This is a genomic window from Rossellomorea oryzaecorticis (assembly GCF_038405515.1).
GTDB lineage: Bacteria > Bacillota > Bacilli > Bacillales > Bacillaceae_B > Rossellomorea > Rossellomorea oryzaecorticis_A.
The window spans coordinates 38,704-65,679 of sequence record NZ_JBBYAF010000024.1; the positions used below are offsets into that span (position 1 = coordinate 38,704).

Sequence of the window (26,976 nt, forward strand, 5' to 3'; positions counted from 1 at the left end):
TCCTTGATACATACTGTCTAACATAATACTTTATTAAAACTGGAGAGGGAATGCAACCTTTTTTCGGCGATGGGGATTGGATCAACTTGGAGGTCGAATCAAGGGCTTGAAATCAAAGGCCCGTCCCAGACCTTGGTAACGCGTTAATACACCGCGGGACGGGTCTGCATTGTCAGTCGATCTTTTTAGCCCGGCATGCAAATAAGCATTGAATGTGATGTAGAATAATGGAATAATATGGTTATAGTTTGATATTTTTCAAGGGGGAATGTCCTATCCAAATACAGGGACCTGAAATTGAACAATATTTACACACGGTGGAGATCAGTACGTTCACAGTGAGTGAATATGGAGAGAAATTGGTCTTCAGTACGAATTTGAATGGTAAATATAATTTATGGGCGATGGATTTGCCCAATACGTTTCCTTATCCGCTGACTTCCATCAATCAAAATAGCAGCCTCATTCATATCGATAGGAAGAACCATACCATTGCTGCTACTTTTGAAAACGATGGAGATGAAAATTTTCAGCTGCATTATCTGCCTCTTTCAGGCGGCAAGCCGATACCTTTCAATGAAAAGGAACAGCAATCGACTTGCTATCATGCTTGTTTTACACAGAAGCATGAAATGTACTATTCGGCCAATCATGATAATCCGCTGTTGAATATTTATAAGACGGATTTGAAGTCGAATCAAACGATCCTCATCCAGAAAGGGGAAGTCGCCCCGATTGTCGTGGCAGCCGTTTCACCAGATGGATCGGCCTACATATTCACCGAGACCTACTCAAACACTCATGCAGCGGCATTTTATCAATCAACCGGGGGGAGGGTATCCATGGTCCCGGACTCGACGATTCCCCATCTCATCAAAGACGTTCGATTCTACGATAACGAAACCGTCTACTTCGTGACAAACTATCAAGAGGACTTCTCTTATCTTGCATCTTTCAGTCTTTCAACCTATGAATTCCAACCTGTATTAAAAGTGGAAAATGAAGACATGAAAGCCTTCAAGGCTCATACAGGCAGCTTGTTTATCGTGACTGAAAAAGGCGTAAGGGATCACCTTTATCAATATGACATCACATCAGAAAAGATGGTTTTCATTGACTCACCCTGTGATCTGATCAAAAAAATCGAATTGACCGTTGAGGGGACACTGTTTGCATTAGGCATTTCGGCACATCGAATCGATACTATTTTTAAAAGGAAAGCAAATGGCGTCTGGACACAGCTGACCAACAATAAAGTGCTCGGCATTAGCGATGAAAGTATGATCAAACCTGACGTCGTCCGCTACCCTTCCTTTGACGGATTATCGATTGAAGCATTACTATTCAAACCGGCTGCCGAAAAAGCGAATGGCTGCACGATCCTTTGGCCCCACGGCGGGCCTCAGAATGCCTCACGATTGAAGTACAGACCATTATTTCAATATCTGCTCCAGAGTGGATATGCCATTTTCGCCCCTAACTTCAGGGGAAGCACAGGGTACGGCGCCTCTTTTCAACGAATGGTCGAACAGAATTGGGGTGACGGTCCGAGGCTTGATTGTGTAGCCGGGCTGGATTGGCTAATTGAAAACGGTCATACCCAAAAAGGAAAAATTGTTGCGATGGGCGGCAGCTACGGTGGATATATGAGCTTGCTGCTGGCTGGCAGACATTCGGAGTATTTTTGTGCAATCGTCGATATTTTTGGGATTTCCAATCTACTGACCTTTTTGGAAAATGTCCCTCCAAGCTGGAGGACCTTGATGGATCAGATGGTGGGTAACCCTGAGAAAGATTATGAGAAACTGGTAAGGGACTCTCCCATTACGTATGTAGAACAGATGAATAAGCCGATGTGCATTCTGCACGGGGAAAACGACCCCCGGGTGAAAAAGGAAGAATCAGAAAGAATCGTAGATAAATTGAAAGAAAAAGGAGTATACGTTGAATACCTCCTCTTTGACGATGAGGGGCATGGTTTCTCGAAAAAGGCAAATGAAATGGAAGCTTATACACGAATCCGGTCTTTCTTAGACACTGTCATTGATTAAAAACGGGGACTGCCCTTTGGCGCGTTAACGCATCGCGGGACAGTCCCCAATTTTTATATGACCGCCCTCTTTAAATCTTCGGACGCCTTCTTGACATCATCTGCCGCTGCGATAGCTGAGATCAGGGAGATGCCGTTTGCGCCTGCCTGAATGACGTCCCTTGCGTTGGCTGAGGTGATGCCGCCGATTCCAACGATCGGGATGGTGATGCCGTTTTTCCGGAAGTTTTCGATGATTGTAAGTCCGCTGACCTCCCTCGCATCGTCTTTGGAGATGGTCGGATAGATTGGGCCGAGACCGAGGTAATCCGCTCCGTCTTCGATTGCTTTCTCAGCTTCCCCAATTGTATGTGTCGACACGCCAAGGATCATATCGGCTGCCTTTTCACGGACCAAGTTGGCAGCTAGGTCCTCCTGGCCGATATGAATGCCATCAGCATCCAACTCCACTGCCAGTTCGACATCGTCATTAATAATAAACGGAATGCCTGCATCTTTGCAGACTCGATGCAACTTTTCTGCGAGTTTCTTTTTTTTCAGACCTTCCAACGAACCGACACCCTTTTCACGAAATTGAAAAAGGGTAATCCCGCCTTCGATGGCCTGTTTTAGGACATAAACAGGATCTTTCTTGCAGTTCGTACTCCCCATAATAAAATAAAGCTGGAGGAATTCTTCGATTTCATGCTGTCTATAAATCGTCAACTTGGGCCACCTCGTTTATTATAAGCCCAGTGATTTGTCGGACCGTGTCCGCCGCCGATCCCAAGCTCGTCTTCGATGGCAGCCCGGATGAATTCCTTGGCTGTTATAACAGCATCCTTCATCGATAGGCCGTTGGCGAGCTGTGCCGTGATAGCTGCTGAGAAGGTGCATCCGGTTCCGTGAGTATGAGACGTGTCTATTCTTGGTGAAACGAGCTCTTCAAAGCTGCCCCCATCATAGAATAAATCGATCACTTCCTTGTCATCGGCGTGTCCTCCCTTGATGACGACAGATTTTGCCCCCATGTCCACCAGAATCTTCGACGCTTCCCTGCGATCATCAATTGAATGAATTTTCATATCCGTCAGCACTTCTGCCTCGGGTATATTTGGTGTGATGACTGCTGTCAACGGAATCAGTTTTTCTTTCATCGCCCGTACAGCTTCATCTTGCAAAAGCTTCGCCCCGCCCTTCGCGATCATGACGGGATCTACCACAACATTTTGCCAGCCGTAATGATGGATGCGTTCACTCACTGCTTCGATCACCTCACTGGAAAAAAGCATGCCTGTCTTCAGGGCGTCAGTCCCTAGATCCTCTCCGATCGCATCGATTTGTTTCACGATCCCTTCAATGCTTACAGGGTAAACGCCATGGACACCCAGTGTATTTTGTGCCGTCACCGCGGTGATCGCTGACATCCCGTACGCGCCAAGTTCCTGGAACGTCTTTAAATCCGCCTGGATACCGGCACCGCCGCCGCTGTCAGACCCGGCAATCGTCAGTGCTTTCTTTATTGACATGTTCAACCCCGCCTTTACTCTTTTATGATCTCTATTTTAGCAAATGCTTCGTCTTCTTTTCGAATCTTGGAAAGTTGATCAAGGAAATCGATTTGAAAGCTGCCCGGCCCTTTGTGAGCTGTGGTTTCAGCTGCTTTCTCAGCCGCAATGCCATATACTGATACCGCTGATGTCGCAGCCTTCACCAGATTCTTTTCAATCGCCGCAAATGCGCCTATGACAGATGATAGAAGGCAGCCCGTACCGGTGACCTTTGTTAATAAGGGATGTCCATTGGCAACCGTATTGGTCGTCTTTCCATTGGAAATTACGTCTATCTCACCCGTGATTACCACCGTGCTGCCGAACTGTACCGCCACTTTCTCAGCTAGCTCAACCGTGCTGCCGTTGCCAGAACCTGTATCGACGCCTCTGATTTCCCACTTCTTTCCTGCTATATTGGCCACTTCCGCTGCATTTCCTCTTATAACTGAAACCTTTACTTCCTTAAGAATTTTCTTGGACATGTCCGTACGGAACGATGTTGCCCCCGCACCCACGGGATCAAGCACAACTGGTACACCTTGTGCATTCGCTGCTTTTCCCGCGATGATCATTGTCTCCACCTCATCATGAGACAAGGTACCGATATTCAGGACAAGCGCACCGGCGATCCTCGCCATGTCCGCGACCTCTTCCTTGGCATACGCCATCACCGGTGATGCACCAATTGCAAGCAGCCCGTTTGCCGTGAAATTCGTCACCACGACATTCGTGATATTATGTACCAGCGGATTCTTCTCTTTCACTTCATTCACCAAACAAAACATAGTGGATTCCCTCCCTCTGATTGAAACCTTTACAAAAATCATTCTACCATGCACTCGGATGATCTGTCCTATCTGCGAAAAAGCTGCGAAGATGTGGACTTCAATTTAATAGGAGGCATTGCTATTGCTCACCTTTTCACTTAGATAATGATATAGTAGTAGTATCATTGCATAGAGAGAGGCTTGATAAAGTTGGCGCTAACAAAAAAGAAACGCGTTGTGAATGAAGTGAAGCAGATCATTATGATCACCATCGGAGCAATGATTGCTGCGGCCGGCCTTGAATTTTTCCTTGTACCGAATAACATCCTGGATGGCGGCGTAATCGGGCTATCGATCATTGCAGCGGAATTGACCGGAACGACGATGAGTATCTTCCTCATCCTACTGAACCTCCCCTTCTTATACATAGGGTACAAGAAAATTGGCATGAAGTTCACCGGGCACACATTATATGGAGTCGTTGTATTATCCGCAAGTACCGCTTATCTGCATCATTTTGAACCGGTAACGGACGATTTATTCCTCGCAACTGTCATCGGCGCCGTAATACTGGGTACCGGGGTCGGGCTTGTGATCCGGACTGGAGGAGCTTTGGATGGGAGTGAGATCATCGCCATCCTTGTCAGCAAAAAACGCCCGGTTTCTGTCGGACAGTTCATCATGATCATCAACGTATTTATCTTCATTCTTGCCGCTTTTCTTGTTTTCAGCTGGGAAACTGCGATGTACTCGATCATCACCTATTATATTGCATTTAAAATGATTGATATCGTCGTTGAAGGAATCGAGGAATTGAAGTCCGTTACGATCATTTCAAATGTACCTGAAGAAATCGCAGGGGAACTCACGAAACAACTAGGCCGCGGAATGACGTACATTCAAGGTCAAGGCGTGTATTCAAAAGAACCTAAGAAAATCATCTATACTATCGTTACCCGTATCGAATTATCCACCCTCCGCTCAATTGTGAACGAAATCGATCCCGACGCACTCGTCGCCATCGAGAATATCGCGGACGTCAGCGGAAGCAACTTTGATCGAGGCACTGCTCATTAAAAACAAGGCAGCTCCGTTTGCGCGGAGCTGCCTTTTCTGAAGGAAGGTGGTATTTTAAAGGCCCGTCCCAGCGTGCATTAACGCGTTTATGCATGTTGGGACCGGCCTTGACTCTTCGATACGATGATGTCGGGGCTACTCTTTCACCTTCAACCCGAACACCGATGCAAACGAAACCGCCTGCTGTGGCGAAACGATGCACCCTCTAAGGTTTTCTGCTTCTACACGGATTCTCTCAAAGAAGCTGGAGCTGATATCGATTCCATTCAGATTCGTCACCGTGAAATCAATGTCGTCCAAGTCGCACTGATCAAACGTTGTTTTTTCTAAACGGCAGTCGTAGAAATTGGCCGTGTGCAGAGTGGATTTTTCAAAGAGCACCTGCTTTAATTTCGCATCAATGAAGCTGCTGATGTTAAGGATGCAATTATCAAACGTGACGTTTTTTAAATTGGCTTGCGACAAATCAAGCCCGAGCAGCTTGCAGTCCTTGAAATGAACTCTATGTAGTATTCCTTCTTCAAACCGGGTGTTCGATAAGTCGCAATTATCAAAGACTGCATCGGTGACATCCGCTCTTCTAAACGACGAGTTCAGAAGCCGTACCCCTTTAAATGAAACCCTCGATAACACCAGCTTGTTCAGCTCTTCCCCTTCTACAAATGCATGCTTGACCTCGCAATCACTCAACATGGGATCTTCATCAAAATAGATATCCTCAAATTGAGCCTGCTGCAAGTCCGAATGGATCTTTGGCTTTTCTATTTTAAATGTCTTTGTCATAGTAGATCTCTTCCTTTCATGTTTCGTCAGGAACCTCTTTACAAGTTTAGTAGATATAAAAAATGAATATAAGTCTTTTAATCCGGGAGGGAGTCTGCTACTCATTGGGGTGATTTCATTCGGGGACAGTCCCGCGGTACGGTAATGCGTTAAAGTCGGGAGTATGCCCTTGTCCCCCTTCCTTTAAAAAACCACCGGACCCTCATCCCGGCCGGTGGTTTGAATTTTATACATTTTGTCCTGAAATACGTGTTATGTGTTATCCCTGTTTTACTTTCGGACTGCCGATGTTCTTCGTGACGAGCAGGCTGGTGCGCTTTTTGTTGGTTGCAATGACGTAGATGGCTGCCATGGCGATCAATGCGGCAATGAATGTTCCGAGATTGAATATCCCTTTTTGTGAATACCAGACGATCGAGTATCCGAGTGAACCTGCAAACAGGGCATAGTACGCAAATGGCAGCAGTGTTTTCCGGATGACGGCTCCTTCTTTCCCTACTAAACCTACTACAGCTGACGCAGCGACAACGTTATGGACGCAGATCATGTTCCCGGCTGCTCCGCCGACTGCCTGCAGGGCCACGATCCAGCTGGCGTCGACTCCCATTTGTGACCCCACATCATATTGGAACAGTGAGAACATCATGTTGCTGACGGTGTTGCTTCCGGCGATGAATGCACCGATTCCTCCGATGAATGTCGAGAAGAACGGCCAGTAGTCACCTGCGATTGCCGCCACCCCGTTCGCAAGTTCGATCGGCATCTTTTCAAAGCCGGCCGCTCCGCCCCCTGTGTTCAGGAACACCTGGACCATCGGGACCGTGAAGACAAGTGCCGTCGAGGCTGCTATCATTGTTTTCCCAGATTGTGCCCACGCCCTCTTGTATGCGCTTCCATTCATTCCGTGAAGGAAGAATGTAATGACCGACACGGCGATGAAGATGGTGCCCGGTAAATACAGGGGCTGAAAGCTGGAGCTGATATCCGTCCCGAACAGATTTGGGAACGAGACCGTCCAAGATTGAAGCCACTCCAGGAATGGAAGCGATTTCAATCTTGTCAATACCAAGAACAGTCCTACCAGGATATAAGGGGTCCATGCGCGGACCATGCTCATGCTTCCGCTCTTATGGGCGATATCCTTGATTTCAAGACTTCCGCTCCACTCTGAATCCCACTTCGACTTTTCTTCAAAATCCCATACTTCTTCCTTCTTCGATATCAGGAATCCTTTTTTCGCTGCTGTGATTACGATTGCCAGACCGACCAGGCCGCCGATCATGGAAGGGAATTCCGGCCCGAGCACATTCGCGACGATCAGGTATGGTATCGTCATGGAAAAGGCTGCAAACAATGCGAATTTCCATACTTTGATTCCTTCCGAGAATGATTTATTTTTCCCGAAAAACCTTGTCATTAACGCTACCACGAACAACGGAATGAGTGTACCTGTAACCATGTGCAATAACGCTACCTTTGTCCCGATATCCGTTACGAATGCCAGCAGATCGGAAGTGATGCCTGCATCAGCGGACAATCCTGTTTGAACACCGACCAATATAGGTGTACCCACGGCCCCAAAGGATACCGGTGTACTTTGAATCACCATTCCGGCAATTACGGCAGCCATGGCCGGGAATCCGAGACCAACGAGCAGCGGTACTGCCACTGCTGCAGGTGTCCCGAAACCTGCAGAACCTTCAATGAATGACCCAAATAGCCAAGCGACGATGATCACTTGAATTCTTCTGTCTGCCGAAATGTCCGTGAAGCCTTGACGGATCGTCTTGATTCCGCCGCTCTCCTGCAGCGTGTTCAATAATAGAATCGCCCCGAAGATAATGAACAGGAGTGTACCTGCCACCACCAGTCCATTGACAGACGCAGCAGCTACATTGGCTCCCGGTACTTTCCATACAAATAACGCAAGCCCGACTGCGACTATGTAAGAAATGGGCATTGCTTTACTTGCCGGCCATCTGAGGCCTACAAGAAAAATACCTACTGCCAGGATGGGTAAAAGAGATAGAATTGCCAACACACCAGTACTCATGAAACGTTTCCCCTTTCCGTTTTGTAATACCAAACAACGTTTCTTTAAAACTGCATAAAAAGCAACACTGTTATATAACCATTTCATCTTGTGTTATATAACATTACGAAATCCTATCTAAAATTATACATACATTCCAGCTTGTTTCAATGATTATTTTGAAAATTTATAATATTATAATAAAAAGGTTCTGTTTTTCCTATAATAGAAAAACAGAACCTTTCTCTCACATGATTTAATTAGTATGAACATGTCCCAATCTCGCCGAAATTCGCTTTGCCATTTGCGGGATCCTTATTTTCAATTCTTCCATCCGCTCTCCCGACATACGCATCGTCGGCCCTGATATACTGAGGGCAGCCACGACCTTCTCCAGATGATCAAAGATTGGTGCGGCGATACAGGTAATCCCGTACTCGTTCTCCTCGAGATCAAGCGCATAGCCTTTTTGCTTCACACCGATCAGTTCTTTTAAAAATCGATCTTTATCCGTTATCGTTTGATCGGTATGCATCGGCATCCCCTTGCGATCAAGGATCTCGATGACATCATTGGCCGGTAAATGCGCGAGTATTGCTTTCCCCACAGACGTACAGTGCATAGGGGCCCTTTTCCCAACCTTTGAATGCATTCTGAGCACTTCATTGCCTTCAAGTTTCTCGATATACACCACTTCGCCCTGATCGTAAACAACGAGATGGATGACTTCATTTGTCTCTTCTTCAAGCTCTAGTAAAAAAGGCTTCGCTTCCTCACGCAGATCAATCGATTCCAGAAGCTTCGAGCTTATCTCCAGAAACTTATATCCAAGCTTGTAGCGGCCTGTCAGTTCATCCTGTTCTATGAATCCGTACTGAACGAGGGTCGACAAAATCCGGTATACTGAGCTTTTATTTATGTCGATCTGATTCGCAATTTCCGTCACACCCATGCCGCCCTTTTTCATGCTGATTAACTGGATGATATCCAGGGCACGGCTTACAGACTTAACCATATTTTCTCTTTCCACAACTTTCACCTCTGCTGACAATACATCTTGCCTTCCATTATAGCACAACAAACACGAGCGCTTATGAAACTCCAACGCCCTCCCCGACAGCCGCGAATGTATTCTTCAGCGTGCCGATTTCCTTGATTTCACATTCGATTACATCTCCGGCACCTACCATTTCAGCGCCTATGGGACTTCCCGTTAAAATTACATCACCAGGCTTCAGGGTCATCACCTTTGTCAGATATGAAATCATCTCCCGGATTGGTACAATCATCAGTGAAGTCGGACTATTTTGCTTCTCCTCTTCATTCAGCCTTGCCTCAACGTTGATGTTAAAAGGATCCAGTTTTGTTTCAATCACGGGACCTAACGGTGTAAAGGTGTCGAACGACTTCCCGACCGTCCAGTGTCCAGCCTCATGGAAGTATTGTGGAGCAGTCACATCGTTACCGACTGTATAGCCAAATACATAATCGAGGATATCCTCTTCTGACACATTCTTTGCTTCCTTTCCGATAACCACTGCAAGTTCAGACTCAAATTTCACAGAATCAATTTCATCCGGGATCATGATGTTTTCATCAGGTCCAATAACCGATGATGACGGCTTGAAGAAAAATACAGGGATTTCAGGTAATGAGTCTGGAAGTTCATCTGCCTTTGTTACGAAGTTGGCTCCGATGCCGATGATCTGATTAGGTGCGAGGGGTGCGAGGAGCTTCACCTTATTTGTTTCGTAGACGCGGCCCGTATATTCCCAATCTGAAAAAATGTCCCCCTTGATTTGTTTAACCCTGCTGCCTTCGAGTACTCCGGCAGATACTTCATTATCTGTTTGGAATCGAGTGAATTTCATTGTGTTTTCTCCTTTCTGTGAGTAGAGTGACTGCTTTTTTGAACAATACTGTGCTTCGAGTGAAAAGTGAAGCAATGACTTCATATTGTCTTTATCCAAGTATCTCCAACGCCGATATTACAGAACAGGGCATTCCAAAAACAGAATGCCCCATTCACTTTCCTATTCTTGATTCACTGGATACTTTGCTTTTGCCTCAATTCGTCTTCGGTGTAAAATTGGTTCCGTGTAACCGTTCGGCTGTTCATTGCCTTTGAAGATCAAGTCGCAGGTTGCTTGGAAGGCGATTGAGTTATCGTAGTCTTCTGCCATTGGTCTGTATTCCGGATCCCCTGCGTTCTGCTCATCCACGACTTTCGCCATTCGTTTCAGGGTTTCCATCACCTGCTCCTGCGTACAAATGCCGTGGTGGAGCCAATTTGCCATATGCTGACTGGAGATGCGCAGCGTAGCTCGGTCCTCCATCAAACCCACATTGTTGATATCTGGCACCTTCGAGCAGCCCACTCCCTGTTCTACCCAGCGGACGACATAGCCTAAGATCCCCTGCGCATTATTATCGAGCTCCTGCTGGATTTCTTCAGCTGACCACGAAGGAGTCTCTGCTACAGGAATCGTTAAGATATCATCACGGACGTCCACAGCAGTTTCAGACATCTTATCTTGGACAGACGGTACAAAAACTTCATGATAATGGAGGGCGTGAAGCGTCGCAGCAGTCGGCGAAGGCACCCATGCCGTATTGGCGCCAGCATTGAGATGACCGATTTTTTGCTGCATCATATCTGCCATCATGTCCGGCATTGCCCACATCCCTTTACCGATTTGAGCGCGCCCTTGGAAGCCAGCAGAGAGCCCGACCTGTACGTTTGATTTTTCATAGCCCTGGAGCCATTTCGTTGCTTTCATATCATTCTTTCTGATCATAGGGCCAGCTTCCATGGATGTATGCATTTCATCACCCGTACGATCGAGGAATCCAGTGTTGATAAATACGATTCGTTCCTTCACCTTGCTTATGCAGTTCTTTAAATTAAGCGTGGTTCGGCGTTCTTCATCCATGACACCGATTTTTAGTGTATTTCTGTCTAAATCAAGAAGATTTTCAACGCGGTTGAACAATTCATTGGCGAATGCCACTTCTTCAGATCCATGCATTTTCGGCTTAACGATGTAAACAGAACCCTTGCACGTATTTTGATAGCTTCCCGTTCCGCGAAGGGTGTGCTTGGCTATTAAGCTCGTAATCACTGTATCAAGGATACCTTCATGCACCTCTTCACCGTCCTGATCCAAGACCGCACTGTTGGTCATGAGGTGGCCGACATTTCTGACGAACATCAGGGAACGGCCGGATAATGTAAGTTCTTCTCCCGAAGGAGCAGTGTATGCCCGGTCGGAATTCAACGTCCGTGTAGTCGTCTTGCCTGCTTTTTCAAAAACGGCCGCCAAATCACCTTTCATCAGGCCCAGCCAATTCCTGTAGACAAGCACTTTGTCCTCAGCGTCGACTGCAGCTACCGAATCTTCGCAGTCCATGATCGTCGTGACAGCTGATTCGAGTACGATGTCTTTTACATTTGCATCATCTGACGCTCCGATCGGATGCTTCCCGTCAAATTGGATCTCTATGTGAAGACGGTTATTTTTCAACAGGACGGCTGAAGGGTTTGATGCGTCCCCCTTATAGCCGGCAAACTTAGATTCTTCTGCCAACCCTGCCGATTTTCCGTTTGAAAGCGTCACGGCTAATTTGCCGTCAACGACTTCATACTTCAAGGCCTCTTTATGTGAAGCGTCTTTTAGCGGTACAGCCTGATCCAAGAAGTTTCTGCCGAAATCGATGACCTTCTCGCCGCGGACAGGATTATAAGCACCTTGACGGCCGGCGCCATCATCTTCACTAATTGCATCAGTTCCATATAACGCATCGTACAGACTTCCCCACCTTGCATTAGCAGCGTTGATGGCGTAACGTGCATTATTCACGGGAACGACCAGCTGCGGACCAGCCTGCAAGGCCACTTCGTCATCGACATTTTCAGTCGTTACGCTGAAATTTTCTGTTTCTGGCTCAAGGTAACCCAGCTCTTCCAGAAACGCTTTATAACTAGTAAAATCAAATTCTTCATTTTCGTTATGCCAATTGTTGAGCTTTTCCTGAATTTCATCACGGCGTGCTAACAGCTCTTTGTTTTTCGGTGTCAAATCCTGTACAAGTACACCAAACCCCGACCAGAAATTTTCACTCTCCAGCCCAGTTCCCGGAAGAACTTCGGAATTAATAAACTCATATAACAGCTGATCTACCTTCAAGGATCCTGCATTAACATAATTACTCATTATTCGATTCCTCCTATTTAATTTTGCTTTGGCTTTGTATCCCGGTTGTTGATTCCCTTGCAAGACTTCGCTTTAAACAACACAAAGAGTCAAAACTGCCAGATGTTTCTTATTATGAAACACCGTTTCGTATTTGTTAAGAAAATGATACCATGTTCATTCGCGTCATTCAATTAATTTTCTAATAATTCCGCATTTTCATTAAGTTATTCGGGAATATGGAGCGGCTTCTTTCGCAACACTTTCTTCATTCTTTTTGTAAGTCCTGCCTCTAACCCGTTAAATCTATGAGCCAACCGCTTCTTGCTGGGCTTTCAATTCTCTCTTAATTTCCACACAGCGTCCGGGGCTCGGGAACAGCTTGCCGGCATTGAGTAGATTATGAGAATTGAAGACTTCCCTGATGTTGCTTTGGGCGATGATTTCATCATCGTTGAAAACAAATCGCATTTCTTCTTTCTTTTCAATTCCTACGCCATGCTCGCCGGTGATTGAGCCGCCTGCATCGGCGCATGCCTTCAAACATTCGCTTCCTGCTTTTAACGCTTTATCCGTTTCACCCTTGATCCTCGCATCGAACAGGACTAGCGGATGAAGGTTTCCATCTCCGGCGTGGAAAATGTTTGCGATCCGAAGGCCGTATTTTTCACTGATTCCGTTGATTTTCTTCAGCACCTCCGGCAGTCTGCTTCGCGGTATGACACCGTCCTGTACAAGATAATCTGGTGAAATGGCACCCATAGCGCCGAATCCTGTTTTCCGGTTGGCCCACCATCTGCCTCTTTCAAGCTCATCCTGGGCCACTTTCACTTCCCGGACATTTCTCGTTCGGCACACTTCTAAAATTTGATGGATCTGCTCATCAATGCCTGCCGATATCCCATCCACTTCGATCAGCAGGAGGGCTTCGATATCCTTAGGATGTCCCACAGGGAAGGCGGCTGCCTCGACTCCTTCAATGGCGATTTTGTCCATCATTTCAAGGGCTGCAGGGACGATTCCTTTTGAGATGATATCTGAAACGGCCTGACTGCCATCTTCCACACGGTCGAAATAAGCCAGCACCGTCTGTTTCGCTTCAGGACTCTTTAATATGCGCACAGTGATTTTCGTCACGATGCCGAGCGTCCCCTCTGATCCTGTCAGCAGGCCAAGTAAGTCATAGCCAGGTACATCAGGAATACCGTTATGACCGATTTCAATGATGTCCCCGCCCGGAAGCACAACCTCCAATCCGAGAATGTGGTTGGTGGTGACGCCGTATTTTAAACAGTGGGCACCGCCCGCATTCTCCGCCACATTTCCCCCGATCGTACAACAATATTGACTGGAAGGATCGGGTGCGTAGTAATAGCCCTTATCTGAAATAGAGTTTGTCAGCTTTAGATTTACGAAACCCGGCTGGACGACTGCGCGGCGATTTTCCAGATCGACACTCAAGAGCTTTTTCATTCGTACCAGGCTGATGATAACTTCTCCATTAATGGGAATCGCACCGCCGGAAAGACCAGTCCCTGCCCCCCTTGCCAAAAAAGGCAGCCCGTGGTCCGAGCAGTATTTCACAAGCCCGGCAACCTCATCCGTGTCTTTTGGAAACACGACCGCTTTGGGCAGATGCTTATGAAGGGTGAAACCGTCGCAGTCATAGGCGATCAGGTCCTCTTTGTGATATAGAATACCGTTGGGACCGCTAACTAGACGGGCAAGAGCTTTGATATGCGGATCCTTCGTTTTCAGTTTTTTCGTCCCCATCATTCTCCCTCCTTCTGCTGATTCTCTTTTTGATATGCCCAGTCAAGGAGCTGGACGGTATGAACGACCCTTTGGTTCTTGCCGTATTTCTGTACGCCCATTGCCATTTGCAGCATGCAGCCAGGATTCCCCATCGAGATCATTTCGACATCATCAGGGACATTCTGCATTTTGCTTTCCAAGACGGCTCCGGCCATTTCAGGATTCGTGATATTATAGATTCCTGCACTTCCGCAGCAGCGGTCCGAATCCGTCATATGAACCATTTCGACCCCAGGGATATTGAGCAGTAGATCTCGCGGCTCCTCACGCACGCCTTGCCCATGCGCCAAGTGGCAGGCATCGTGATACGTAATCCTTGTGTTCACCTCCGCCTTGGGCTTTTCATAGCCAGTGTCATAGAGGTATTTCGAGATGTCGTCGACTTTATCGGAGAATTCCTCTGCTTTCGCTCTCCATTCGGGATCCTCATGGAACAATTCAGGGTAATCCTTCATCATACAGCCGCAGCCAGCAGCGTTTACGATGACCTTTTCGGAATCCTTGAACGCTTCGATATTCTGCTTCGCAAGCTTGCGTCCCATTTCACGGTCACCGGAGTGGACATGCAGTGCACCGCAGCATGTTTGATTCTTCGGAATGACGACATCGTTCCCGTTTCTCGTCAGGACATTGATCGTCGCGTCATTGATTTCCCCGAACATCACATCCATCACACAGCCCGTCAGCATGGAAACTTCGTGCTTCGTTTCCCCTTTTGCTTTGATGATTTCTTCATTCTTATATTTTTTCCGGACGGATTGTTTGATCTCAGGCATGATTGCTTCCATTTCGACAAGATGCTTTGGCATCACATTGATTAGGCCGGTCTTCCTTACAAGCGTCTGTACGCCGCTCTTCTGGTAAAATTTCAGCATTCCTCCGAGTGTATTTAACCGGTTCGGATGAGGGAACAACCCTTCGAGGAATGTCTTGCTGATCATCCCTTTCCAGCCCTTCAAAGGCATGGCTTGGCGTATCTGTCCGCGAGCTTCTTCAATCAATCCCCCAACATCTACATCGGCAGGGCATGCGGTCGTGCAGGCACGGCAATCGAGACAAGCGTACACGGGGTCCATGAATTGCTCATTCACTTCAAGCTTTCCTTCCGCAACTGACTTAATCAAATGGACTCGGCCACGGGGGGAATGTTGTTCCTGCCCCGTCAATTCATACGTCGGGCATGATTCCAGGCACATTCCGCAGTGAACACAATCGGCCCATTTGTTTTCGTCAGGTTTGTCACTCCATAGATAGTTGCTTAAGCTTGTGTCTGAGCAGGGCGGCGTTTTCGTAAGCTCTTTTACACTCACCTATATCCCTCCTACAAATCGTTTGTGGTTCAATACTGAATTCGGGTCTACTTTTGCTTTAATGCCTTGGAGTAAAAAGAAATATGAAGGGTTGTCTCCCCATACTTTGATCCTTTGACGATGAACAAATGGCAGGCTTTTGACAACGACGTACCCGCCGCGTTTGGTGACTGTAGCTCTTAGTTCATTAATGGCTGAGAGTACATTCTCTCCATCTCCTGTCATATGCATGGAGCATAATCCGTGGCCAAACCCGCCGTGCGCATCTATCCGGACTCGATGCCTGTCTGCGAGTAATTCCCCTTCTTTCAAAACGTGGAGGACGTCGAGATTGACGACACCAATTTTCAAAATGGCACTTACTTCGCTATCTGGATTGCGAGCTGCCCCCAGATTTGAAAAATCCCTCCAAAACTGCCGGGCTTCACTCTCCTTATAAATGGAGAACTCACTGCCCTCCGGCTTCAATTTTGCTGCTATTTCTTCCTGATAAAGGACCGAGCTTTCCACATCCTCAAAGCTCATTGTGACTGTAAACTGCTTTACACCTGTCAATTTCTCAGCAAGCGCAGGGTTCAGGAGCTCAACTGAAGTCGGTTCGAGTGTTGAATCGAGGATTTCGACGACAAATGAGCGTATGCGCTCCGCCTTATCTGCCGGAAAAGATACAAGCACCAGGCTTTCACACTTTGAGATCGGACGCAGTTTAAGTGTCACTTCAGTGAGTACGCCCAATGTCCCCATGGAGCCGATGAACAACTTGTTCATGTCGTACCCTGCCACATTTTTCACAACCTTACCGCCTGAACGGATGATGGTTCCGTCCGGGTAGACAATTCGGAGCCCAATGACATTATCCCGTGCTGAACCATAGCCGAGTCTTTTGGGACCGCTTTCATTTGCGGCAATGATACCACCGATTGTTGCCTCATCAGTCAAGCCCGGATCAAGTGCAATCTTCTGTCCATGTTCAGACAAATAGGTTTGAAGCTCGTTGAAGGTCGTGCCCGCTTTAACGGTTATCGTCAGATCACCTGTTGCGTGCTCCACCACGCCTTTATACTGTGCCAATGAAAGAATAAAGTCCGCGGATTCAACAAGACCTCCGTACCCCTTTTTTGTTCCTCCCCCTTCTACGTTTACTTTCTTCCCATTTTCGTTTGCATATTTTAAAATCGAAGCAATTTCTTCCTCTGACGTTGGATATACGATGAGACTTCCGCCATTCCCGAATCTGTCAAGCTTCCCCTCTTTTATCCGATCCTCGGGCACTGTATTTTTCAACTCTGTCACAAGTTCTGCCAGCATATTAAACACCCCTTGTTTCGTATTAAGAAACACCGTTTCTGAAAAATGATTAAAAAAGAAACGTCTTATGTATGGATAAGTACGTTATTAACTAATACCTTTTCAACATAGTCTAAATGAAGAATCATGTTTTCCTTGGCTTTATTTGACTCATTCGATTGGATCGATTTGAAAATCTGGACATGCTGCTCATTAAGGAAGTTCGAGATCGATTCCTGGGTTTGGATGTGCTGATGAACATCAATCATCGCTTTCCTCGTCGCAGCTGAAATGAACTCTATTAATCGTACGACTATCCCATTTCCGGTAATGCTGGCAATCTTCATATGAAACTGGTAATCGGCTTCCCACTTGTTCACGGATTCTTTGGTAAGCAGGTTCTCTAGCCTCACGACGTCCTCTTCAGTTCTCTTTTCTGCTGCAATTTCTGCCAGCCCCGGCTCCAGCAATTTTCTTACTTGAAACAGTTCCCTGATATCCTTCGTGTCCGGAAGCATTAACTGAGAGGCAAATAAGTTTTTGGAATCAAACGCACACACATAGGCGCCCTAACCTTGCTTCACCTGCAGGATGCCCTTCCCCTTGAGGGTCGTCATTGCATCCCGAACAGCGGATCTCCCCACTTCGTACATCTCGCAAAGCTCACGTACAGATGGAAGCTTCTCGCCTGCTTTAAACATCCCCGACTGGATCATCCCTTCAATCTGTTCCTCCACAAAGTCGGAAACTTTCTTAGTTGAAATCTTTCCTGCTGCCACACTCTCACCACCTTATTACAAAGTCTTCTTCACAAGTTGTCACATATCTGATAAGTATGACTCTATTTAAACACCAAAATATTGAAATTTCAATAAGTTTTTTGAATTTGTCTAAAATTCAAAAAAATAATAATCCGATGGACCTAATTTAAAGCTCCCACCCCTAAAGAAGAACCCCTCCTAAAATAAAAAAGTGTCAAACATATTCGTTCAACACTGGATACTTGTTTCATATTTATCAAAAGTTAGTCTATAAATTTTCTTACTCATTTAATAGTAAAAATGGACAGTCATAACAATCATCGCTTATACCTGTGCAGGTAGCGATGACCTCTTCTGATGAATCCTCGCTCCTTTTTGCTACGGAAATTTCTACGTTGACTTTTTCTTCAGTCCTGCTACATGTTCCCGCCATCCGATATGTTTCGCATAAAATAAAGATACCCCCTTTGCATTCATTAGAGGTATACCCTATACAGGAAACCGTAAACTATATTTTTGAAATACTTTTAAATTCTACTATTATTCATGTCAATTTTCATTCCGGTATGCTGCACCTTAAGAATTAACTTGTCCAGTTTTTCACTGAAACTCACCGTCTCAGGATGCGACAATCCTTTAGACAGTCCGGCATCGATCATTTTATCCTTGAGGAAACTTATTTCTTTTATGATGGGTTGTTCAGTGCTCATGTTCATTGCTTTGTTCTCTCCCTGTTCAATTAAGCTTTGACGATTCACCCAATATATCGTTTATTTCCTCCTCCTTTAAAGCCTTTCGATAAAACAAGTCATGATTCTACAAAATCCCACCGTTTTCGACATGCTGTTTCAGCAGGGTCATAAGGTCACCCTGTTGATTAAAAAGATGCGACAAGTGAAATATTCAAAACTACTGAAACTATTTACTTATAGTCAAAGTTCCATCCCTTCATCCATTAAATACTACTATCATGCTCAAGATTTATGCTACGATGGTGATACAAAGAAGGGGGATGAGTTCATGTCAATGTTCAATAAAGTGATTGCCAGTTTTGGAATCGGTTCCGCCACTGTGGATACAAAATTGAAGAGTGCCTATATCCAGCAGGGAGAAATACTCGAGGGGATTATAGAGGTTAAAGGCGGAAGCACTGAGCAAAGGATTGAAACGATCAATCTAAAGTTAATGACGATGGTTGGGCATGAAGGCAGCGACCGATTGTCACCTGCCACTGTCGAAGACCAGCAGCTGAACCAGCCTTTCACGATTTCAAAGGGTGAGCGGAAGACCATTCCTTTCTCATTCCAAGTACCTCTGGATACTCCGATCACGATGATTGACCCCGAAACGCAGAAAAATGTGCCCCCGGTTTGGATCGACACCGCAATCGATATAAGAAACGCATTTGACCCGAAAGACAAGGATTTTGTTTCTGTCGACCCAACCACAGTTCACGAGAACATTATTGATGCAATCAAGGTCATCGGGTTTAAGTTCCAGCAGATGGAAAGTCAGGACACCCCTTCATGGATCAAAACGAATCGCCCGTTTGTTCAGCAATTTGAATTCATCCCCTCCTACGGAAAATACAGCCGGAAACTGGACGAACTGGAAGTCTACATTCTTCAAGGCGACCGTGAAACGACAGTGTATTTTGAAATCGATAAGCGTAGCAAAGGCTCTATGTCAGTCCTGAAGGAAAAGTTCAACCTTGACGAGCACAGAGGAAGCGTCACTTTAGATAACCAGCAAATCCTCATTAACAGAAGCCGGATCAGCGACACATTCGAACAGATCATCGATGACGTCCTATAACGGTTGAAGGCCCGTCCCAGCGTGCGTTAATGCGTTAACGCGCTCTGGGACGGGCCTCAATAATTTATTTTGCCGATTTTAGACATAATCTTGCCGAAATGAGGGTTTTCTTGCCGGATTCAGTCATTATTTTGCAGATCGGACAATATTCTTGCCGAAGGAACGAATGATTTAGCTTTTTAACAGATTATTCCATTAGAGAAAAGGACCCCAATCACTACTATACTTTGTATCTTCCATATTCACCGGTTACGTAGGCTCTTTCTCCTTTGAAAATAACTTCCCAGTAACCGGAACTGCTGTTCTTCCCTCTAACTGATCCGGTTACCGGAATCGACCGGCCCCTCGGAATGGTTCCGATGTTTTTAGATGTCAGCCGGTCGGGACGGTCTTGTATGAGGGCTGCATTCTCCACACCCAAGATCCTGATTTCCCCGATGGCGACTGGACCCGATGATGGGTCAGGGTTCATCGGGGCAGACGACTCTCCGCTGAATCGACCCTCCACCCAAACAAACTGCTGATCTGCCGTTACATAATACACGTGCCCACGGGAATTCTTGACCTCATACATATAAGCCCCTCCGACCCTCAATTTTCGAAGAATCGTTGGAAACCCATATTTATACTTCAATGTTCCTGCACGGTAAGCATCATTGAAAGTCGGGCGGCTGTAAAAGTTCAGCCCTTCAACACCTCTATAGATACTCTCCACACGCTGCCCCGTGGATTGCGTCGACACAGCGTGCACATCAGTCTCAGGAGGCGGAACAACTTTCCCACCGTTTCCTGCGTCCCCATAAGGAACACCGAAGAAGTCACAGACTCCGCACGCCTGCTCTTTAGCGGCTTCACGCTGGAACTCATCTTTGATCATCAGCATTGCTTCTCTTTCATTATCCATAAACCCATTCTCCACAAGAACTGCAGCTTTATTGAATTCCCTAGTCATATGAAGATTCTGCTCAATGATGCCCCTGTATACTTGCTTCGTACCCTGCTTCAGGTATTTCGCAATACTTTCAGCAAGCCTTCTGTCATTCACATCATTAAAATAAATATGTAGCGAATGCCCCTCGGGATCTTTTCCAGGGCCGTAGAATTTCCCATCCCACGCATTGAAGTGGTTCGAAATCAGCGCATCCGCCCCCATCGAATTCGCTAAATCCGTCCGCTCCTTCAACGGAGTATCATCGTCGGTCGGTGCAGTCAGCATCGTCCTGAATCCGCACCTCTCAAGTTCCGCTTTCAAATAAAGGGTCACCTTCTCGTTAAACTCATTCTCCCGGATCTGTCTGCCAAACGACTCTATAAATGGTGTCCGTTTTCCCGCTGTCCTTGAGCCATGACCATCATCTAAAGCTATTAAATAATCACCAGCATTCCTCATTCAATTTATCCCCCCTTTATCTATTACATACTGAAAGTTTGTACAAAAGGTCACGTTTGCGTAAAAAAAAGAGCTGCGGTCAGCAGCTCTTTCATTTCTAACAAGATGGATGTAAACTCCTGTACTGCCTTCATAGTGCTTACCCCTATCCTGTTAAAAGCTTTTCGCTAGCAAGATTAAATAATTCCAAACTCCTTCAACGCGTACTCTATCCCATCTTCACTCGATTTCTTCGTTACAAAATTCGCAGCTTTCTTTAACTGATCATCCCCATTTCCCATGGCGATACCCAGCCCTGCCAACTCTAGCATATCGATGTCGTTTGCTCCATCACCAAATGCGATGGTCTCAGACTTATCCAGATTGAAAAATTCCAGGACTCTTAAAATTGCCAAGGATTTAGATACTTCTTCTTTTAATACATTCAATACGAAGGGGTGCCACCTCTTAAAGGTTAGGTCGGGAAATTTACGTATGTATTTATCTGCTGTTTCATCATTCGCAAACAGACACATCAGATATACTTCTTGTTGACTAATCTGTGCATTCACCTCAGGGTATCCATCCAGTGACAACGTTTCTTTCAATGCTTTCAATATACCGGTATCCTTTACCCCGTTCATGCTGAATCCTTCTGTATAGAAGGACAGACCGTGGTTTTCTTTATGGGAAAACTCAACGACTTCCTCGACGATGCTTCTGTCCATCGTAATTTTATGGATCACTTCTTGATGGTGTTTTACGTATGCCCCGTTGGCGGTGATGAACGTATCTATTCCAAGCTCACTTATTTCACTGCACATCGATAATGGTCTCCCTGTCGCCGCGACCAAAATCAAGCCCTTATCTTTCAATAGATTGATTGCTTCTTTTGTCTTTTGTGAAATGCTGCCGTCTTTGTGATGGGTGATGGTACCATCGACGTCGAAGAATATGATCTTGTAGTTCATGCTTATCATCCTAATCATTAGTTGATCGTATCGTTTTTCAACTTGCTGCAGCTTTTCCGCGGGTGACCATATCTGGACAATTCTCACGCAGGTTTCTTATGGAGCCAACCGAAATCAACATAACCTTTAACAAAGTCATTTGCTTAACAACACTGCCCGCAGCTCAGTGATTTCAGATATCACTGCCAATAGCTTATATGATCTGTGGAGGGCTGGACTTTTCTATAATTCACCCAGATTGAGTCCATGCCCATGTCCATTGGACCGGCAATATCGTGGACCCAGGAATCGCCGATGAAGATGGTCTTCTCCACGGGTGTAGCGAAGTGAATCAATGCTGCTCTGTATATTTCCGGATCCGGCTTTCTGAAACCAAGTTCTTCTGCTTGGAAGATGGTTTCTTTTTTGAATATATCGGATAGCTTCATGTGGAATATCTTCATGATGGGGTCGTAGAGGGCATTTGTCACGATTTCGAGATGGTAATGGTTTTGCAGTTCGGTTAAAAGTGAAGTGAGCTTCTCATCTTCTTTGATACAGCCCATGCCAATTGTTAAAAAAGTTCGTTGATTTCATCGATTGTGGTCATGTCCGGGTCTAGATTGAAACAGGAAAACGCGTGTTTCCATCTGGCTCTCCTGAATTGGTGCGGCGTCAGTTCCCGGTTCTTAAACTGGGTTACTAGTGACTTAGGGACTCTTAATTTCTTTTCCAGAAACAACTCTGCGTCGATGTCTCTGGTCGAAGGATGGGACTGGAGGGTTTTGATGATGCCCTCTTTGAACCACCCGCCCTCAAGCAACGTTTCATCCAGGTCGAATAGCAGCAGGGTGTGTTTTTGCATTGATTTCTCTCCTCTACTCATCTAACGAAGGTCAAATAATCCTTTCCCGTTTTCCATACTGATCGGCAGAGATGAATGTTCATGGATGATGATCCACGAACCCTGTTCTTTTCTCAATCCAAACGTGAAGCGATTCGTTATCTGGCGAAGCTTCTCACCGGATTGATTGTAAGCAGCAAACGTGACAGCACCATGAGCGAATGCGAGATCAGAACCTTCCTGGATTTCAAGATCGGCAAAATCGACCTTGAGTGAAACTCCTTCTGCATTCAGACCGTCAAACCACACTTTCGCATTTTCTTTCCAAGCCGGGATCCCTTTGCACTCCCAATTATCCCAACAGTCATACACATGGATGTCAGCTCCATATGCAGAAACAAATCTTTCAACATCTTTCTCATAAATAGCAGATTTGTAGTTTTCGAGCAGGTCTTGAACTTGAATGAAATTCATATTAGCAGCTCCTTAATCTATCTCATTATTTTGTATTGATTTGATTTCTGCGGGACATTATCCGGTTGTTCCCATGGCTTCCTTCGGCAATAATGAGTTCGCCTTGACTACTTTTCTGTCCCTGTCACCCGTTTTTTAAATAACGACTTTTCTCAAGACCCTGTAAATTGGTACAAATAATGCAATAAAAATCCCCATATCGATCATAAGAAGCAAGAAGTTGAATTCACTACTAAACCATTGATAATTTAATCCAATCAGATTCAAAATTCCCTCATATAAGATGATTACAATCACTAGAGTCAGCAGATTAACCATGTACCCTTTCATCAACAATACGCCCTCCTACACTACATCTCATTCTCTAAAAAGCAATCACAATCCCAGCCTTATCATCACTCGTCTTAAACCTGGGATATATAATGCACTCAGGATCTGATTCTTCGATGTCAAGCAAGTCCTTCGTGTATTGCTCCAACCCTTTTTCAATGATGCTCGTTGCGATATATTCCCAATAATAAATTCCCGCCGGAATAGTTTCAGCTGGCAGGAATAGTCCGTCCGTCAGCATGATGAGGTGAGTCAATCCCACTTTGTTAATCTTCCCGTATTCGAAATAACCGCTAGCCCGAGGTTCACCGTTGAGGACACCGTATCCATTCTCTGTATTGCTTTTCTGCCTGTTGGCGATCAGTTGTTCCTTCACATGAGGCATGATCTGCGCTTTTGTTTCCAACCCTCGTTGAATGCACTTCCTCCATGTTTCAATCGCAGCCTGTTCCAGGTGATCGACCTGCAGTCTGGTTAATGGCCTTACTTCATCATTTTGATAGACTGCCAGAATCATGCAGTCCCCAGTCTGGATGTATTCGATCCCATTTTTCGTTATGCGTACCGCTGTGATGGCGGTTCCCCAGAGCTGTTCCTTCCTGTTTCGGTCAATCTCATATTCTTTCATTTTCTTATGTAAGATCATATTTATGTGTGCAAGGTAAAGGAACAGATCCCCTCCGTCCGGCAGGAGCGACTCCAAATATTCCTTGGCCGTATTTGACGCGATGAATCCTCCTGTAAGGTTCTCTTCTGATGTAAAAGGGACCAGGGATGACACTCCGTCAGCGACCCCGTATATGGATTGGCGTTCATTGATGATCAGCGCATCCTCGTTCAGCCGTCCATCACCTTTGTTGGTTATGTGGTTGATTTTCACGCTATCCCCGCTTTCTTTATAAAAATTCTTCCTCTATCGAAACAAGTTTCCTGTCCCAATGTCCCAGCAAAAAAAGGAGCTGTATCTTGACAACTCCTCTGTTCAGACTTATTTTTTCTCTTCCAGGTGGTCATCGAGGCAGTCCATTTGGGAGGCGACACCTTCGACCACACCCATGTCCAAGACTTGCTGGAGCTTCTCGACGGACGCGAATTGATTGCGCATGATCAGTTTCGTTTGATCTCCTTGGTCGACAAATGTCAGTGTGATAAGCATCTCAGGCATATTCTCAACCTCATTGCCTTCCTCATCTGAAAACGAATCAACGTACACGATTTTTTCAGGAGCGACAATTTCACGAAAGACGGCCTTACCCCATGACTCCATACCGTAAAAATCCGCCTGTTTCTGATCGTTGCACCGCATTCCGTAAATCCATACTCCATTCGGTTCGAACGTGAACTCCCGATTTTCGGTCTTCCACCCTCTTGGCCCCCACCAGTCTGCCAGCTGTCCTGAGTCGGAAAATGCTTCAAAGACAAGGTGCCGTGGTGCATGTAGAATCCGCTCGATGATCAAATCCCTGCCATCCACATTCGTATTTAACCCATTCGCTTCATTGAATCCGAACATGTCGAATCCCCTCCAGAGATTTTTAATAATTCAAAATTCTATCAGTACCAATTATTTCAAAAGAGGAGGGGAAAGACAATAAGTTATTAGTAGCAAAAAAAAATCTAGTATATGTTACATGCCGCCATACAACAGCTTTTGCTTAAACTCACTAAGCACTTTCTTCCGATTTTCAAAATCCTTTTCATCAGCCTCTTCCCAGAGTTCAAGGTCCGCCCCTTTATCAATTAGTTCGACAGCCCGTTTCCTAATTTGTTCCTGAAGACAGTCTTTCTCGATTTGAATAGCAGCAAGGGCTATATACACCAGTGAGATGACCTCCAGATCCTCATCGACATCAAATTCTTCCAAATATTCTTCCAGGATCAGATTTGTCGCCTCTTCCGATGATTTTCCCTCTTCCAAGTAATCAATAAAATCATCTCTCACATCACACGTTGTATCGTCATCAAAGATCCCTGTATTCCAAGCCCCCACGATTTTCTCCTCCTTCATTATTTAATGGAACAAGTTTCCTTTCCCTGGGTTCGAATTTCATAACTCATTACCCGCCAATTCCTCTGGCAAGCAACAGAAAACTTGCGAAAACCAATACTACACCGTTCCTGTGGATCGCAGGTATCCACCTTTTCGAGTTATCTATAAACCTTTCTTCTCATCCACTGCGTCGCAGCCCATTTGTCTCCAGCTTTGACGGGGGCACCGCCGTGTAATGTCAGTTCGTTAAGTTCCTGGTTGTCGTAAAAGTATTCGAAGTATACGGCCATGCCTTTTTGGGGAGAGACCGAGAAGTTCAGTTTGGGGAAGTAGGTTTCTCCGCCTGTTTCCACGTCATTGAGGTACATGACAAGTGTGCTGATCCTCGGGTTGTTTACCGGTTTGTGTGATGCCGATCGGAAGAAGTCAAAGTGTGCCTTGTATTCCTGACCGATTTTGTAGTTCAGGACTTGCAGTCCTTCACCGTGTTCAACGGGGATGTTCATGATTTGCGACACCCTTTTTTCTACCTTCGCGACCACGTCGTTTTCAGCTTCTTCAAAGAACATGCTGCTGCTTGTTCTGAGTTCATCCACGTTACGGGTGCTGCCGATTTTCGAACGGTTCATGCGGTCCTTCGACAGCTGAATTAGCGCGTCGCATTCTTCATCACTCAGCACACCTGCCAAAACGGCGATGCACGGTTCTTCGATTCTGGCAATAATCTGAATCTCTCTATCTTCCGTTTTAATTTTATTCCCAGTGTGATGGAAAATACTTTGTTCCTTAACAGCCACTTCATTCGTTTCCATTGTCAACTTTTCCTCAACCTCTTCTAATTGATATAATATTCCGAATATTCAACGAGAACGTCGCATCCGGCAGGCAGTATAAACGGCAGCAATACCAGCAAAGACACATTCTTATGAAGTTTTCCGGTTTCCCCCTAGATGTACTAATCATTCATATTTTGTATTTATTTTACACCGTGCGTAAGAAAAACAGAAGCGTTTTTTCGCACTGTTTATGACATATTTTCTAATAAACTTGTTACAATGGTTTTTATAAGAATAGGAGGGTGGAGAGAATTGAACATTCACTTAATGATCTTTGTGTCATCAATAGACGAGCCGGAAAATAGTGCGGCGATGATAAAGACGTTTGAATCTACCATACGCCCGGTAATAGGCGACATCCTAGATGATCCCGGGTTCCATCCAGACTTCCACAACGGCTATGAAGTGGTGAAAGTCACCTTGAATTATGCGGAGGGTGAATGCTGGGTTTCTTTATCCCCGTTGGCGATCGAGGTCCAGGATATCCCGATTGAAACCTACTTGGAAAACCTTCATGCACATGGATGGCGTGCTGTCGCACCAGAAGTATAATAGCGAATGAGGCTGGGGCAAAAGTGTTTTAGTCTATGTGAAAACCGAACTAATTTGCATTTTAGGAGGCAAATTAGTTCGGTTTTTTAATTTTACAAATGTTCATCTGGATTTTAGCTCTTTCCAGCGGTTGATTGGAGTGCAAGACGAAGACTCCTGCGGGAAGAGTAGCTTATGTGAGACCCCGCAGGCAAAGCCGAGGAGGCTCA

Annotated in this window: 29 protein-coding genes; 4 read left to right on the forward strand and 25 right to left on the reverse strand. The window is 45.7% G+C overall.

Features of this window, described 5'->3' with window-relative positions; all coding sequences use genetic code 11:
• The first annotated feature begins 248 nt into the window (after positions 1–248).
• Positions 249–2,051 (forward strand): S9 family peptidase, encoded by a 1,803-nt coding sequence (locus AAEO50_RS12925; RefSeq protein WP_341984254.1) that lies wholly within the window; start codon positions 249–251, stop codon positions 2,049–2,051.
• A gap of 53 nt (positions 2,052–2,104) precedes the next feature.
• On the opposite strand, the gene thiE is transcribed toward AAEO50_RS12925, so the two are convergent.
• From thiE to thiM, 3 genes are read right to left on the reverse strand one after another with little or no spacing between them, the layout of a single operon-like run.
• Complete coding sequence (gene thiE / locus AAEO50_RS12930; RefSeq protein WP_341984256.1) at positions 2,105–2,755, reverse strand: thiamine phosphate synthase; 651 nt, start codon at positions 2,753–2,755, stop codon at positions 2,105–2,107.
• Positions 2,752–3,558, reverse strand: coding sequence for a bifunctional hydroxymethylpyrimidine kinase/phosphomethylpyrimidine kinase (gene thiD, locus AAEO50_RS12935; protein ID WP_341984257.1), 807 nt, complete (start codon positions 3,556–3,558; stop codon positions 2,752–2,754). The genes thiE and thiD overlap by 4 nt, the downstream gene beginning before the upstream one ends.
• A gap of 14 nt (positions 3,559–3,572) precedes the next feature.
• A complete protein-coding gene (gene thiM / locus AAEO50_RS12940; protein WP_341984258.1) occupies positions 3,573–4,367 on the reverse strand; it encodes a hydroxyethylthiazole kinase in 795 nt (264 codons plus the stop codon).
• A 192-nt stretch (positions 4,368–4,559) separates the two neighbouring features.
• Here thiM and AAEO50_RS12945 point away from each other — a divergent pair, with 192 nt between their 5' ends.
• Positions 4,560–5,426: a YitT family protein gene (locus AAEO50_RS12945; RefSeq protein WP_341984261.1), complete on the forward strand. Its 867-nt coding sequence runs from the start codon at positions 4,560–4,562 to the stop codon at positions 5,424–5,426.
• Between the two features lie 135 nt (positions 5,427–5,561).
• Here the strand turns inward: AAEO50_RS12945 and AAEO50_RS12950 are convergent, their stop codons facing one another.
• The 12 genes from AAEO50_RS12950 to AAEO50_RS13005 form a co-directional block, all read right to left on the reverse strand.
• Positions 5,562–6,209: a pentapeptide repeat-containing protein gene (locus tag AAEO50_RS12950; protein ID WP_341984263.1), complete on the reverse strand. Its 648-nt coding sequence runs from the start codon at positions 6,207–6,209 to the stop codon at positions 5,562–5,564.
• A gap of 259 nt (positions 6,210–6,468) precedes the next feature.
• A complete protein-coding gene (locus tag AAEO50_RS12955; protein ID WP_341984265.1) occupies positions 6,469–8,262 on the reverse strand; it encodes an L-lactate permease in 1,794 nt (597 codons plus the stop codon).
• Between the two features lie 235 nt (positions 8,263–8,497).
• A complete protein-coding gene (locus AAEO50_RS12960) occupies positions 8,498–9,271 on the reverse strand; it encodes an IclR family transcriptional regulator (RefSeq protein WP_341984323.1) in 774 nt (257 codons plus the stop codon).
• Between the two features lie 61 nt (positions 9,272–9,332).
• A complete protein-coding gene (locus AAEO50_RS12965) occupies positions 9,333–10,112 on the reverse strand; it encodes a fumarylacetoacetate hydrolase family protein (protein ID WP_341984267.1) in 780 nt (259 codons plus the stop codon).
• A 162-nt stretch (positions 10,113–10,274) separates the two neighbouring features.
• Positions 10,275–12,455 carry a malate synthase G gene (locus tag AAEO50_RS12970; protein ID WP_341984268.1) on the reverse strand — a complete coding sequence of 727 codons (2,181 nt, stop codon included), beginning with the start codon at positions 12,453–12,455 and terminating at the stop codon, positions 10,275–10,277.
• 285 nt (positions 12,456–12,740) lie between these two features.
• Positions 12,741–14,207, reverse strand: a complete 1,467-nt coding sequence (locus tag AAEO50_RS12975) for an FAD-linked oxidase C-terminal domain-containing protein (protein WP_341984272.1) — start codon at positions 14,205–14,207, stop codon at positions 12,741–12,743.
• Positions 14,207–15,559: a (Fe-S)-binding protein gene (locus AAEO50_RS12980; RefSeq protein ID WP_341984275.1), complete on the reverse strand. Its 1,353-nt coding sequence runs from the start codon at positions 15,557–15,559 to the stop codon at positions 14,207–14,209. The genes AAEO50_RS12975 and AAEO50_RS12980 overlap by 1 nt, the downstream gene beginning before the upstream one ends.
• The gene (locus AAEO50_RS12985) at positions 15,560–16,867 is read right to left on the reverse strand and encodes an FAD-binding oxidoreductase (RefSeq protein WP_341984277.1); all 1,308 of its coding nucleotides are present in this window, start codon (positions 16,865–16,867) and stop codon (positions 15,560–15,562) included.
• Positions 16,868–16,932: 65 nt separating this feature from the next.
• Positions 16,933–17,406 (reverse strand): FadR/GntR family transcriptional regulator, encoded by a 474-nt coding sequence (locus AAEO50_RS12990; RefSeq protein ID WP_341984279.1) that lies wholly within the window; start codon positions 17,404–17,406, stop codon positions 16,933–16,935.
• A gap of 9 nt (positions 17,407–17,415) precedes the next feature.
• A complete protein-coding gene (locus AAEO50_RS12995) occupies positions 17,416–17,625 on the reverse strand; it encodes a FadR/GntR family transcriptional regulator (protein ID WP_341984281.1) in 210 nt (69 codons plus the stop codon).
• Between the two features lie 262 nt (positions 17,626–17,887).
• Positions 17,888–18,040: a hypothetical protein gene (locus AAEO50_RS13000; RefSeq protein WP_341984283.1), complete on the reverse strand. Its 153-nt coding sequence runs from the start codon at positions 18,038–18,040 to the stop codon at positions 17,888–17,890.
• 94 nt (positions 18,041–18,134) lie between these two features.
• A complete protein-coding gene (locus tag AAEO50_RS13005; protein ID WP_341984285.1) occupies positions 18,135–18,365 on the reverse strand; it encodes an aspartyl-phosphate phosphatase Spo0E family protein in 231 nt (76 codons plus the stop codon).
• Between the two features lie 52 nt (positions 18,366–18,417).
• Between AAEO50_RS13005 and AAEO50_RS13010 the strand changes: the two genes are divergently transcribed.
• Complete coding sequence (locus tag AAEO50_RS13010) at positions 18,418–19,422, forward strand: sporulation protein (RefSeq protein WP_341984287.1); 1,005 nt, start codon at positions 18,418–18,420, stop codon at positions 19,420–19,422.
• 220 nt (positions 19,423–19,642) lie between these two features.
• Here AAEO50_RS13010 and AAEO50_RS13015 read toward each other — a convergent pair whose 3' ends face one another.
• The 10 genes from AAEO50_RS13015 to AAEO50_RS13060 all read right to left on the reverse strand — a co-directional run bounded on the left by AAEO50_RS13015 (position 19,643) and on the right by AAEO50_RS13060 (position 26,191).
• Positions 19,643–20,812 (reverse strand): N-acetylmuramoyl-L-alanine amidase, encoded by a 1,170-nt coding sequence (locus tag AAEO50_RS13015; RefSeq protein ID WP_341984289.1) that lies wholly within the window; start codon positions 20,810–20,812, stop codon positions 19,643–19,645.
• A gap of 176 nt (positions 20,813–20,988) precedes the next feature.
• Complete coding sequence (locus AAEO50_RS13020) at positions 20,989–21,762, reverse strand: Cof-type HAD-IIB family hydrolase (RefSeq protein ID WP_341984291.1); 774 nt, start codon at positions 21,760–21,762, stop codon at positions 20,989–20,991.
• Positions 21,763–21,941: 179 nt separating this feature from the next.
• Positions 21,942–22,307, reverse strand: a complete 366-nt coding sequence (locus AAEO50_RS13025; RefSeq protein ID WP_341984293.1) for an HAD-IA family hydrolase — start codon at positions 22,305–22,307, stop codon at positions 21,942–21,944.
• A gap of 8 nt (positions 22,308–22,315) precedes the next feature.
• Positions 22,316–22,606, reverse strand: a complete 291-nt coding sequence (locus tag AAEO50_RS13030; protein ID WP_341984295.1) for a hypothetical protein — start codon at positions 22,604–22,606, stop codon at positions 22,316–22,318.
• A gap of 21 nt (positions 22,607–22,627) precedes the next feature.
• The gene (locus AAEO50_RS13035; protein ID WP_341984297.1) at positions 22,628–23,059 is read right to left on the reverse strand and encodes a YybH family protein; all 432 of its coding nucleotides are present in this window, start codon (positions 23,057–23,059) and stop codon (positions 22,628–22,630) included.
• Positions 23,060–23,194: 135 nt separating this feature from the next.
• Entirely contained in the window at positions 23,195–23,392 is a 198-nt protein-coding gene (locus AAEO50_RS13040) for a hypothetical protein (protein WP_341984299.1), read from the reverse strand.
• Between the two features lie 31 nt (positions 23,393–23,423).
• Complete coding sequence (locus tag AAEO50_RS13045) at positions 23,424–24,269, reverse strand: protein phosphatase 2C domain-containing protein (protein ID WP_341984301.1); 846 nt, start codon at positions 24,267–24,269, stop codon at positions 23,424–23,426.
• 108 nt (positions 24,270–24,377) lie between these two features.
• Positions 24,378–24,902, reverse strand: coding sequence for an SRPBCC family protein (locus AAEO50_RS13050; RefSeq protein WP_341984305.1), 525 nt, complete (start codon positions 24,900–24,902; stop codon positions 24,378–24,380).
• A 114-nt stretch (positions 24,903–25,016) separates the two neighbouring features.
• The gene (locus tag AAEO50_RS13055) at positions 25,017–25,379 is read right to left on the reverse strand and encodes a DUF4259 domain-containing protein (protein WP_341984307.1); all 363 of its coding nucleotides are present in this window, start codon (positions 25,377–25,379) and stop codon (positions 25,017–25,019) included.
• A gap of 158 nt (positions 25,380–25,537) precedes the next feature.
• Positions 25,538–26,191 (reverse strand): 2OG-Fe(II) oxygenase, encoded by a 654-nt coding sequence (locus AAEO50_RS13060; protein ID WP_341984309.1) that lies wholly within the window; start codon positions 26,189–26,191, stop codon positions 25,538–25,540.
• 276 nt (positions 26,192–26,467) lie between these two features.
• Here AAEO50_RS13060 and AAEO50_RS13065 point away from each other — a divergent pair, with 276 nt between their 5' ends.
• The gene (locus AAEO50_RS13065) at positions 26,468–26,767 is read left to right on the forward strand and encodes a hypothetical protein (protein WP_341984311.1); all 300 of its coding nucleotides are present in this window, start codon (positions 26,468–26,470) and stop codon (positions 26,765–26,767) included.
• Positions 26,768–26,976 lie beyond the last annotated feature (209 nt).